Here is an 11,437-nt window from a genome sequence, read left to right on the forward strand (position 1 = left end):
CCGACGAACTGGTGCTCGTGGTGGCACCGGATCACGCCTGGACAATCACCGCGCCGTCGGCCGCCGAGATCGTCGCCACCGCACTGGTGACGCGGGAGGCGGGGTCGGGAACGCGCTCGGCCTACGAAAGCGCGGTGGCTGCAGCGGGTCTCGGGCAGCCGATGTCGCCGTTTCTCGAGGTCTCCTCGACGACGGCGATCAAGTCCGCCGTCGGTGCGGGAATCGGCGGAGCCGTGCTGAGCTCGTTGGCCGTCGCCCCCGAGTTGGCCGCGGGAACCCTGGTCCGCGTACCGATCCCAGGACTGACTCTGCGTCGTGAGTTGAGGGCGATCTGGCCGTCCGGCCGCATCCCCACCGGCCCCGCCGCTGAATTGCTGTCCGTGGCGGCAAAGACCCAGCCATAACGTCCAGTTATGGGTAACGAACATTTCGGTACCTACCGGACGTGACCGGCTACGCGCACGCTGAAGTCATGACCGTCACCGCCCTCACCCCCGCTGTGCATCCCAGGACTTTCGAGCACATCACCCCCAACTGGTTCGCCGCGGTGATGGGTACCGGGATCGTCGCCACTGCGGCCGCAACTCTGCCTGTGCAGTTTCCTACACTGCACGTCTTTGCCGTTGCGGTATGGGTGATCGCCGCTACGGCGCTGGCCGTGATCGGTGGAGCCTTCGCGCGGCATTGGATCCGGCACCGCGACCGGGCCGTCGAGTACGCCCGACACCCGGTGATGGTGCAGTTCTACGGCGCTCCGCCCATGGCGATGCTCACCGTCGGCGCGGGAGCGGGCCTGCTCGGCGCGGACGTGCTCGGACCGACTGCGGCCACCGCGCTGTTCGCCGGCCTGTGGACCGCCGGGACGATCGCCGGTCTGCTCACCAGCGTCGTCGTTCCGTATCGAATGATCACCGCGTCCGATCATCGTGACGTCGCAGCCCTGCCCGCGTGGCTGATGCCTGTGGTGCCGCCGATGGTGTCGGCGTCGACAGGGGCGTTGCTGCTTCCGCACCTACCCGAGGGCCAGTGGCGGCTGGCGCTGCTGTGCGCCTGTTATGCGATGTTCGGGCTGTCGCTGATCGTCGGGATGATCACGCTGACTCTGATCTACGGACGTCTGCTGCACGGCGGTCTGCCGCCCGTCGACGCGGCCCCGACCGTGTGGATCACGTTGGGGTTGATCGGCCAGTCGATCACGGCGGCCAACCTGCTGGGCACCGACGCATCGATGGTGTTCACCGGGGCACAGTCGTCGATCGCCGTCGGGCTACACGTGTTCGGTATCGGCTACGGACTGATCATGGGCGGCTTCGGAATGCTGATGTTCGCGCTCGCGACGGCTCTCACCGTGCACGCGGCACGCAGGAACCTGGGATTCTCGCTGACATGGTGGTCGTTCACGTTCCCCATCGGGACCTGCGTCACCGGAGCGACTGCACTGGGTCATGCGCTGAACTTCGGTGCGGTGCAGGCTCTGGCCGTTGCCCTGTACGTCCTACTGCTCGCCGCCTGGCTCACCGTGGCCACCCGCACTGTTCGCGGAATCCGGCGCGGAGAGTTGTTGCATCCCGATCACAGGTGAGACAGCACGTTCACGACGTTGCCGCCCGCATCCCGAAAGAAGAATCGGCGGACTCCCCATTCCTCGTTGGTGATCTCGTAGACGATCTCGACTTCGGCGTCCATCGCTGCCCGGTACGCCGCGTCCACGTCGTCCACTTCGATCGATGCCGACGGATTGACCGGCCCGGTGGGATCGGTGGTGATCAGACTCAGCTGCGCCGCACCGTCGCCCGCCGGAGCGAGCGTGGCGATCCAGCCGTGATTCATCACCACCTCCATGCCGGTGACCTGGACGTACTTGTCCAGCGCCGCATCGAGATCGGTGACCGTGAGCAATGGCATCGCGCGCAGAACATCCATGCCCGGACTGTATCGGCGACAACGTCCCCGCGGGGACGTGCTCGACGAACATCTCACACATGATGGACGATCCTGACGATGCTGACGATCAGGGTGACTCTGGCCGACGTCGAGCCGGTGGTGTGGCGGCGGTTCACCATCGCCTCCGACGCCACACTGCCCGAGCTGCACGACGTCATTCAGGACGTCATGGGTTGGGAAGACCGACATCTGCACATGTTCTTCGTCGGCGACGATCCTCTTCGAAGCACTCGACGCTACGAGATGAAGTCCTCGCTCGAGGAGTGGGACGACGGCACCGGGACACTCGAAGACGGCGTTCGGGTGGACGACGTCCTCGGTGCCGTCGGGGATCGTCTCGGGTACGAGTACGACTTCGGTGACGGATGGACACACCACCTGGTCGTGGAAGAGGTATCGCCCGTAGCCGGTACTGCAGCCTGCCTCGACGGCGACCGCGCCTGCCCACCCGAAGACTGCGGCGGCTCGTCGGGCTACGCCGAACTGCTGAAGGTTCTCGCTGATACCGACCATCCTGAGCACGACCACATGAAGCTCTGGGCGGGCGACTTCGACGAGCGCTTCGCGGTGGCCGACGCGAACAACAGAATCGCGTTGCGGCGCGCGGTGACGGAGTTGGCCGGTCGCGTACGGGAACGGCTACCCAAACTGGGCTCGCTTCTCGAACGCGGGCCCCTCGAGTATCACCCCGATCTACCCGATGTCCTCGCGCGCGTCGATGTCGATGTGGCACAGGTGGACCCCGCAGTGGCGGCATCGGCAATGGAAAAGCTGACGTGGATGCTGGCGCGTGTGGGCGAAGACGGAATCACACTGACCGCTGCAGGCTATGTGCCGCCCAGGGACGTTGCGGCGATGCGTGCCGAGCTCGAGTGGGATACCAGATGGTTCGGAAGCTCCAACCGCGAGGTGGACCATCAACAGGTGCACTGGCTTCGGACTGCTGTGACGCAACTCGGACTCGTTCGTGTCCTGAAGGAGCGGCTTCTTCGCACCCGTTTGGCCAACACCCTCGCCACCGACCCGGTCCGCCTGTGGTCACACGCCGCGGCTCGGATGCCCGTTGGGCGCGAGCAGTACGAGAAAGACGCGGGCGTTCTGCTCCTGGTGTCGGTTGCGGCGAGTTGCTCTGTAGACGAACGCAATTCGCTGGTCTTCCGAAGCCTCGAGGCGCTCGGATGGATGATCCCCGAGAGGGAGAGACCGTACGCCCAGTACCTCGCTCGACCGACCTTGGACTTCCTGACTCTGATCGGCGCTGTGCCGTCGACCCTGGGTCGTGAAGGGGCCGGGCCGGATTGGGGACGGCAGTTCGCGGTACACGCCTTGTCGTCTCGAGCTGGGTAGTCAACCCCTGCCCCCGAGTCGTTCACCCCGGCGACACGTGCAGTTCCCACAACACATGTCTGCGTGTCGATTCAGGTCGGAAGCATGAGCAACTTCCGTGCTCGATGCTTCCAGGAGATGTACCTAGTGAACACTGTTCGTCGCGTTGCCACCGGTGGAATCCTCGGTCTCGCAGCCGCTCTCACCCTCGCGTCCTGCTCCGAGCCTGCGGCTCCCGATGCCGGTGGAGACGGCGACGGGGCCGGCGGCACTCTCACGGTGTACACCTCGGAGCCGCAGGCGAAGATCGACGCTCTCAACGCCGAGTTCACCGCAGAGAACCCCGGCATCGACGTACAGGTGTTTCGCGCGGGCACCGGAGATCTCAATGCGCGCATCGCGTCGGAGCGGCAGACCGGCTCCATCGGTGCCGACGTCCTGCTCGCCGCGGACGCCCCCACGTTCGAGAAGTACAAGGCCGACGATCTGCTGCTGCAGTACACCCCGGCCGACGTCGACGCCCTCGACCCGAACGTCGTCGATCCCGACGGTTACTACGTGGGAACCCGCATCATCCCGACGGTCATCGCGTACAACACCGGGACCGTCTCGCAGCCCCCGACATCGTGGAAGGACCTGGCGGACCCCCAGTACAAGGGCCGGATCACGCTGCCCAATCCCGATGTGTCCGGCGCGGCAGCGTTCAACACCGCCGTCTGGCTGGGCCAGGAAGACCTCGGCCTTCCGTGGCTCACCGATCTCGTCGCCAACGAACCCGTGGCCGCCAAGAGCAACGGCCCGGTCGCTCAGGCCGTCGCGGCCGGCACCCAGCCGGTCGGGATCGTGGTGGACTACCTGGTGCGCGAGTTGGCCGAGAAGGGCTCGCCCATCGCCGCGTCGTACCCCACCGATGGCGTCCCGTACATTTCCGAACCGGCCGGAATCTTCAAGGACTCGGCCAATCAGGAGGCCGCGCAGAAGTACGTGGACTTCCTGGTCAGCAAGCGCGGTCAGGAGATCGCCGTCGAGCAGCAGTACCTGCCGGTTCGGTCCGATGTCGGCACGCCGGAAGGCGCGCCCGCTCTCGACGACATCGAACTGCTGAACCCGGACCTCGACACCATCACCGCCTCCCAGCCCGATGCCGTCGCCACGTTCAACGATCTTCTTGGCTGACCGCGTCACCTGGGTTCGCGCCTGCCTGTGGTTGGCAGTACTGGCCCTGGTCGGCGCTCCACTGGCGGCCGTGGTCTCGATCGGATTGGGCGGCAACCACATACAAGAGCTGCTCGACGGCGGAATCGCGTCGGCCACTACCAACAGCGACGTGTCGGCCGGTGTGTCGGCGGCCGCGGCGGTGGTGATTGCGACCATCATGGCCCTCGTTCTCGATCGCACCGATCTGCCGGGCCGATCGGTACTGCGCCTGATTCTGCTCAGCCCGTTGCTGATTCCGCCGTTCGTCGGCGCGATCGCCTGGACAGGCCTGCTGGGCCCGAGCGGGATGATCAACTCGTACTGGAACGACGCCTTCGGCGGCGGACCGCTGTGGAACATCTACGGCGGCGACGGAGTGATCTTCTTGCTGACGGTCCACTCGTATCCGCTTGCGTACCTGATCATTTCGGCGGCGCTACGACGCGTACCCGGCGATCTGGAACAGGCGGCTCGGATCGCCGGGGCATCTCCTTGGCGAGCCATGCGCGATGTGACGCTGCCACTGCTGCGTCCCGCCCTCCTGGCGTCGCTGACGTTGACGGCCGTGTCCAATCTGGCCGATTTCGGCATTCCGGCGCTGGTCGGACTCCCCGAGCGCTACGTCACCCTGTCGACGATGGTGTATCGAAACATACAGTCGGGCACCGTCGATCGACCACTGGAGGTGGTCTCCACCATCGGCATCGGGCTCCTCGCACTGGCCGTTGTCGCGGTCGCACTCGACCGCGTTCTGGGGCGTCGCTCCGTTCAGCTCGACGGTGCGGTCACGCCGCCCCAGTTACTTCCGTTGGGCCGCAGCCGAATTCCAGCGGGCATCGCTGCGTGGATCATCGGCCTCGTTCTGACGGTCCTGCCGATCCTGGCGTTGGCGACGCAGGCCCTGCTTCCGGCTCCCGGCGTGCCGCTCACCTGGAGCAATCTCACGCTGCAGAGTATCGAGAGCGCGGTCACCGCACCGGGAACCCTCGTCGGCATTCAGAATTCGGTGACGCTGGCGTTGGGAGCCGCAGTCGTCTGCGGATTCCTGGGCCTGGCCATCGGGGTACTGACCACCCGCACCAGGTCTCGCGACAACGTCGGCCTGGATCTGGCAGCGATGCTGCCGCAGGCGATTCCCGGCCTCGTCATCGCAGTGGGCTGGTTGATCATCGGCCGGTACACCGGACTGTTCGACACCAAGTGGGTCATCCTGTGCGCCTACGTGATGGCGTTCCTCGCGATCGTCGTCCAGGCCGTTCGAGCACCGCTGAGTTCCACTCCGACAGCCCTCGAAGAAGTCGCCAGATCCTCTGGCGCGTCACATCTTCGATCGCTGTGGGACGTGCCGTGGAAGATGGCGATCCCCGCTGCAGTCACCGGTGCGGTGCTCGTTGCTCTCACTGCGGTGCGTGAGCTGACCATGTCGGTGCTCCTCGTCGCTCCGGGTACACAGACCCTCGGCGTGTCCATCTTCAACCTGCAGCAGGCCGGCGACTACAACGCCGCCTCTGCCCTGTCGCTACTCGTCGCGCTCGTCGGATTCGCGGGCCTCGGCCTCGTGGCGTCCACTCGAGTTGGACGCTAGAAGAAGGATTTCGATGTCTGCCATCACGATCGAACGTCTCGGCCTCCGGTACCACGACGGCACGGTCGGCGTGGAGGGCGTCGACCTGGAGATTGCCGACGGAGAGTTCGTCGCACTCGTCGGGCCGTCGGGCTCCGGCAAGACCACGCTGCTGCGTACCGTCGCCGGCTTCCTGACCCCGACTGCCGGTTCGATCTCCATCGGACCGGATGTGGTTGCAAGCGAACAACTCTCGACGCCTCCCGAGTCGCGCAAGCTCGGCATGGTATTTCAGCAGCACGCCCTGTGGCCGCACCGCAGCGTCGGGCGCAACGTCTCCTACCCACTCGAACTGGCCAAGGTCTCCAGGCCGGAGCGCACGAAGAAGGTCGCCGACGTGCTCGAGCTCGTCGGGCTGCCCGGGCTCGAGAACCGGGACCCGTCGACGCTGTCCGGTGGTCAGCGGCAACGCGTCGCCCTCGCGCGCGCTCTGGTCGGCTCGCCACGGGCACTACTACTCGACGAGGCGCTCTCGGCATTGGACGAGCCACTGCGAGACCGGCTTCGCCTCGAGCTGAGATCTCTGACGCGCGCAGCTGGTCTGACCGTCGTACACGTCACGCACGATCGCACCGAGGCCCTCGCCCTCGCAGACCGGGTGGTCGTCCTCGATCGGGGCAGCATCGCGCAGATCGGTACACCCGAGGACGTGGTGCGCGCTCCGGCGTCGGCGTTCGTCGCCCACTTCCTGTCCGACGCCACCCTCGTCGACGGCACCGTCGCCCACGGCACCTTCACCTCGGGCTCCCTGACACTCGCGGCGGAGGGCTCCGGCCCCGGGACGGTTGCAATCCTGCCGACCGATATCGAGCTCGTGCCCGACGGCGAGCGCGAGAGCACCACCAAGGGAACCGTCACCTCGTCACTCTTCGGCCGCGATGCCAGCGATGTTCTGGTGCGCTCCGGCGATGTGGACTTCCGATGCTCGGTACGCGGACCGCGTCCCGAGGTGGGTGACACCGTCGCGCTGACCGTCCGGCGGTCGTTCTTCTACCCGCGGTAGCCAGCCTCGACCGCGGATCGGCTCCCCAGTTTCGGATTTATGCCTCCGATCGGAGGCCGGAATCCATATCCGGGGAGCCGATCCCCGTCCGGATCCCCCGATCCCCCCCGACCGACCACTGTGACCCACCAGACAGGAATATTATTTGCTTAGCACATGTATTTATATATATGGTTGCAGACAGCAAGTAAATGGACATCGGCGTTGGAGTACTCATGGCAGTTCAATCCACGACAGCGGAGTCGTTGGTCGAAGAGGTCTTCCTCTTCGGGCGCACGCTGAAGCGGGCCGTGACCACCGGAGTCGAGGATTCACCACTGCCGCAGGCCCTGACCGGAGTTCTGGCCATCCTGGCGACCGAGGGTGAATGCAGGCAGACCGACCTCGCCAGCAGGCTGTGCGTAAGTCAGTCCGCCCTCAGCCGGCAGATCGCGGACCTCGTCGACCTCGGCTACATCGATCGACATCCCGATCCCGACGACCGAAGGGCGTCACGGGTCTGTGTGTCGGACATCGGTCAGGTTCGACTGACACAAATTTGGAACAGACGCGCACGCCGCCTGGCAGAAATGTTGAGCGGCTGGAGCGAGGACGAGGCACTCGATGCACTCGACTCGATCCGCAAACTGAACGACACCTTCACCGAAGACGCCCACGCCCAGCATCAGGACGTGGCACGTATTGAATCGATTGCGAGATAAGACATGACCACATCTGCGGATACTCCGCCCAATCAGCCAGTCGTCGATCCCGACGCGATGTCGCATCGCCAGATCCTCGAAGCCCTCACCGGCCTGCTCGCCGCGCTGTTCACCGCGCTGCTGAGCACCACCATCGTCTCGACGGCACTGCCCACCATCATCGGTGATCTGAAGGGTTCGCAGACCGCGTACGCCTGGGTCATCACCACTGCCCTGCTGGCCAACGCTGCGTCCACTCCGATCTGGGGCAAGCTGGCCGACCTGTTCAACAAGAAGGTGCTGGTCCAGAGCGCGATTCTCATCTTCGTCGCAGGCTCACTGATCGCCGGCTTCGCGCACAACGTGCCGGTCCTGCTGGCCGCACGCGTGGTGCAGGGCATCGGCATGGGTGGTCTGACGGCTCTCGTCATCGCCATCATCGGCACCATCGTCTCCCCGCGTGATCGCGGCCGCTACTCCGGCTACACCGGTGCCGTCATGGCCGTGTCGATGTCCGGTGGCCCGATCCTGGGCGGCGTCATCGTGGACAGCCCGCTCGGCTGGCGCTGGTGCTTCTTCGTCTGCGTACCGCTGGCCGTCATCGCCCTCGGCCTGCTGCAGAAGACCCTGCACATCAAGACCATCCGCAAGGACAACGTCTCCATCGACTGGCTCGGTGCACTTCTGCTCACCGCAGGTGTTTCCGTTCTCCTCGTGTGGGTCTCGTTCGCAGGCAAGGCCGACTACTACGCCTGGCTCTCCCGTGAGACGGCCTACCTGGTCGGCGGCGGAGTGCTGTTGCTCATCCTGACGATCATCGTCGAGGCGCGGCACAAGTCGCCGATCATCCCGCTCAAGATCGTCACCGAACGCACCACCGGCCTGGCCATCGTCGCGTCCATCGCCGTCGGTGTCGGCCTCTTCGGAGCCACCACCTTCCTCGGCCAGTACTTCCAGACCGCTCGCGGCTACACCCCGACCGAGGCCGGATTGCTGTCCATCCCACTGGTGTTCGGCATGCTCGTCGCCTCCGTCGGCTCCGGTCAGCTCATCACCAAGTTCGGTAAGTGGAAGCCGTTCATCGTCACCGGATCTGTTCTGTTGGTCGTCGGATTCCTGCTCCTGGGCACGATCGACCACGCGACCAGCCTGGTAACGGTCGGCATCTTCATCACCATCGTCGGCCTCGGTACCGGCATGTTGATGCAGAATCTCGTTCTCGCAGTGCAGAACACGGTCAGTGTGCAGAACGTCGGTGCGGCATCGTCGACGGTGGCGTTCTTCCGTACCTTCGGCGGCGCGATCGGCGTCTCGGTTCTCGGCTCGCTCCTGGCAACTCGGGTTGCCGAGAAGTCCGCGGCAGGCCTGGCCCAGCTCGGTGTCGACAGCTCGTCGGGTGGCGGTGGATCACTCGATCTCACCGCACTGCCCGCGCCGGTCCTCGAAGTCGTCCGCACCGCCTACGGCGACGCGACCGGACGCATCTTCATGATCGCCGGCTTCGTTGCGATCGTCACGCTGATCGCGGTGATCTTCATTCCAAATCGCCCACTGCGCCAGACGATCGACATCGCGACGGCCCCTGCGCAGGGACCCAAGGACGAGCCGCAGGACCAGCTCGCCGAGATTCCGTCCTTCGGTGACACGCAGGAGTACGTCTCCGTCGAGCGCGAGGCCGAATACGACGCCCATCGTCGCGCCGAGGGTCGGCACGAGGCTCAACCGGGACAGCGCCCCTTCGAGGGTCTGAGCACCGACGCACGTGATCGACTGCTCGCACTGCTGCTACCCGAGCCGAAGGACACGTTGGCCGCACTGGACGAGGCCGAGACCATCCGCGCCGAAGTGATCGAACTGCAGCAGGAACTCGACGCGAAGATGCTCGATTTCGATGCGGTGTGCGAGCGGCTCCGTCGCCTCGGACTCAGCGAGCAGCAGATCGCTCGAGTGTTGGGAGACAACCACATTCCCGACAGTCGCAATCACTACGCACACGCAGGATTGAACGGACACAGCGTCAACTAGGCCCAACGCCGACCAGGCCAAGCGTTACGGCAGTTCCCCGCACCCCCACCGGGAGTGCGGGGAATTTTCGTTCTCTATGCTCCAAGAACGGACCGGCCACCTTCTTTCGGTTCTGCACAGGCGGGAGAATCGCTCATGACACGTCGCCGCCAGATCTCTGCCGCCGCAGTCCTGGTAGCAGTGCTCGTCTGTGCATCGTGCGCCACCGAACAGCGGACGCCCGGCACCCCCATCGACGGTGCAACGGTGTCCGCTCCCGGACTCGGGTGGACTCTCACTCCCTCGGATGCGGGTATCGAGGGCGGCCAGTTTCGCGATCCCGTCCAGGGCAGCGATAGCGATTCGATGCACTCGGGTTCCATCTCCGACGGGTCGACGGTCGTCACGCTCCTCGGACGCCTGGACGGCAGGGAGTTCGTCGACGCGACCCTGGTGGGCGCGAGCATCGCGGACGGCTCGGTGCGCTGGCGTGCCCCCGCGGACGATATCGTGGGCTGCGGTGAGGAATTCGTCGACGAGCAGGTCGTCTGCTACCGCGGCAACACCGGCACGACATCCGAAATCCTCACTGTCGACACCGAATCCGGGGAGTCGAGCACTCGGGACGCGGCCTTTCCGATCACGAGTCTGACCACCGCAGACGGCCACGTGTACGCCTCCCGGGCGGTGCGCGAGGGTGCGAGGGCGATGGTGTTTCGCGGCACTGCGGACGCCCTCGACGCGGACTGGTCGGTGCAGTTCGATTCCACGGCCTCGCCTGACGCACCGTTCGCGTCCACACTGCACACCGAGAACGGAATCGGGTTGTTCGACGACGGCCGGGGAGTGTTCGCCTTCGACCTCGACACCGGCGACAACCTCTGGTCCAGAACGGTTCCCGACTGCGCCCGATCGGGCGTCGCCTCGCGCGACGGCGCAGTGCGGGTGGCGCGGGCCGACTGCTCGGACCCGAATGCGATCGCGGGTTCGGAAATCATCGACACCGACGGAACCGTGCTCGCTGCAACGGATTCCGTGACCCTGCAGCAACCGACGTTCGATTCCCCCGCCGGGTCGAGTCCGCTACTGCTCGGAACGGGAGGCTATCGGCCGCCGAATCCCGACCCCGTGTGGACCGACGAGAGTCTGGTCTGGGCCGTTCCGTCGGACATCACCGGCCCCGCCGCGGCGTTCCTGTCCACCAACGGCCTTGCCTACGCCGTCACGGGTTCGGTTGCACTGCTGCGCAACACCGACACGGCCACCGAATCCGCGATCGACCTCGACACCGGGACCACGCTGTGGAGTCGAGAATCGGGGGCTTTCGCGGAGGTCGGTGCCCTCGACGGCGACGTCGCCACGCTGTTCGGACCGGAAGTGCTGCGCGGAATCGACGTCAGAACCGGATCCACGGTGTGGGACATCCCCGTGGCGACGTTCGACGACGAGGGAATCGATCGGCAGTCGTGGCCGATGTTCGATCGAGTCGAAGCCGACTCGATCTACACCAGAGCACTGAGCATCTCGGTCCTACGAGTGAGATAGAACCTCCCCCGTCGTCGACGCTGCTTACCGACCCGGAATGTACTTCAGCGCCTTGACGAAGGGCGGCATGATCTTTGCCCACAGCTTCGGCGGAAGTCCGCGCGGCCCACCGAG

10 protein-coding genes are annotated in these 11,437 nt (G+C 65.6%); 9 read left to right on the top strand and 1 reads right to left on the bottom strand.

What is annotated here, in order from left to right; genetic code table 11:
* Positions 1 to 404: LysR substrate-binding domain-containing protein (locus tag A2J02_RS00145; RefSeq protein ID WP_231911386.1), on the top strand; the 404-nt coding region annotated here is incomplete at its 5' end.
* Positions 405 to 472: 68 nt separating this feature from the next.
* Positions 473 to 1,582, top strand: coding sequence for a TDT family transporter (locus A2J02_RS00150; RefSeq protein ID WP_068045173.1), 1,110 nt, complete (start codon positions 473 to 475; stop codon positions 1,580 to 1,582).
* Here A2J02_RS00150 and A2J02_RS00155 read toward each other — a convergent pair.
* Entirely contained in the window at positions 1,573 to 1,923 is a 351-nt protein-coding gene (locus A2J02_RS00155; RefSeq protein ID WP_068045154.1) for a VOC family protein, read from the bottom strand. The genes A2J02_RS00150 and A2J02_RS00155 overlap by 10 nt on opposite strands.
* Positions 1,924 to 2,001: 78 nt before the next feature.
* Here A2J02_RS00155 and A2J02_RS00160 point away from each other — a divergent pair, with 78 nt between their 5' ends.
* The 7 genes from A2J02_RS00160 to A2J02_RS00190 all read left to right on the top strand — a co-directional run bounded on the left by A2J02_RS00160 (position 2,002) and on the right by A2J02_RS00190 (position 11,323).
* Positions 2,002 to 3,291 (top strand): plasmid pRiA4b ORF-3 family protein, encoded by a 1,290-nt coding sequence (locus A2J02_RS00160; RefSeq protein ID WP_068045158.1) that lies wholly within the window; start codon positions 2,002 to 2,004, stop codon positions 3,289 to 3,291.
* Between the two features lie 117 nt (positions 3,292 to 3,408).
* Positions 3,409 to 4,446: an ABC transporter substrate-binding protein gene (locus tag A2J02_RS00165; protein ID WP_068045176.1), complete on the top strand. Its 1,038-nt coding sequence runs from the start codon at positions 3,409 to 3,411 to the stop codon at positions 4,444 to 4,446.
* A complete protein-coding gene (locus tag A2J02_RS00170; RefSeq protein WP_068045162.1) occupies positions 4,412 to 6,052 on the top strand; it encodes an ABC transporter permease in 1,641 nt (546 codons plus the stop codon). Before A2J02_RS00165 ends, A2J02_RS00170 begins: the two co-directional genes overlap by 35 nt.
* A 13-nt stretch (positions 6,053 to 6,065) precedes the next feature.
* The gene (locus A2J02_RS00175; RefSeq protein ID WP_068045164.1) at positions 6,066 to 7,094 is read left to right on the top strand and encodes an ABC transporter ATP-binding protein; all 1,029 of its coding nucleotides are present in this window, start codon (positions 6,066 to 6,068) and stop codon (positions 7,092 to 7,094) included.
* Between the two features lie 215 nt (positions 7,095 to 7,309).
* Positions 7,310 to 7,795, top strand: coding sequence for a MarR family winged helix-turn-helix transcriptional regulator (locus A2J02_RS00180; protein WP_068045167.1), 486 nt, complete (start codon positions 7,310 to 7,312; stop codon positions 7,793 to 7,795).
* Positions 7,796 to 7,852: 57 nt separating this feature from the next.
* Positions 7,853 to 9,799, top strand: a complete 1,947-nt coding sequence (locus A2J02_RS00185; RefSeq protein ID WP_068045179.1) for an MDR family MFS transporter — start codon at positions 7,853 to 7,855, stop codon at positions 9,797 to 9,799.
* Positions 9,800 to 9,934: 135 nt separating this feature from the next.
* Complete coding sequence (locus tag A2J02_RS00190) at positions 9,935 to 11,323, top strand: outer membrane protein assembly factor BamB family protein (RefSeq protein WP_068045170.1); 1,389 nt, start codon at positions 9,935 to 9,937, stop codon at positions 11,321 to 11,323.
* The last annotated feature ends 114 nt before the right edge of the window (positions 11,324 to 11,437 follow it).

It is taken from the genome of Rhodococcus sp. EPR-147 (genome assembly GCF_001647185.1).
GTDB lineage: Bacteria > Actinomycetota > Actinomycetes > Mycobacteriales > Mycobacteriaceae > Rhodococcoides.

Coding starts and splice junctions, on each gene's coding strand:
- A2J02_RS00150 (WP_068045173.1), top strand. CDS start 473: ATGACCGTCACCGCCCTCACCCCCGCTGTGCATCCCAGGACTTTCGAG.
- A2J02_RS00155 (WP_068045154.1), bottom strand. CDS start 1,923: ATGGATGTTCTGCGCGCGATGCCATTGCTCACGGTCACCGATCTCGAT.
- A2J02_RS00160 (WP_068045158.1), top strand. CDS start 2,002: ATGCTGACGATCAGGGTGACTCTGGCCGACGTCGAGCCGGTGGTGTGG.
- A2J02_RS00165 (WP_068045176.1), top strand. CDS start 3,409: ATGTACCTAGTGAACACTGTTCGTCGCGTTGCCACCGGTGGAATCCTC.
- A2J02_RS00170 (WP_068045162.1), top strand. CDS start 4,412: ATGCCGTCGCCACGTTCAACGATCTTCTTGGCTGACCGCGTCACCTGG.
- A2J02_RS00175 (WP_068045164.1), top strand. CDS start 6,066: ATGTCTGCCATCACGATCGAACGTCTCGGCCTCCGGTACCACGACGGC.
- A2J02_RS00180 (WP_068045167.1), top strand. CDS start 7,310: ATGGCAGTTCAATCCACGACAGCGGAGTCGTTGGTCGAAGAGGTCTTC.
- A2J02_RS00185 (WP_068045179.1), top strand. CDS start 7,853: ATGTCGCATCGCCAGATCCTCGAAGCCCTCACCGGCCTGCTCGCCGCG.
- A2J02_RS00190 (WP_068045170.1), top strand. CDS start 9,935: ATGACACGTCGCCGCCAGATCTCTGCCGCCGCAGTCCTGGTAGCAGTG.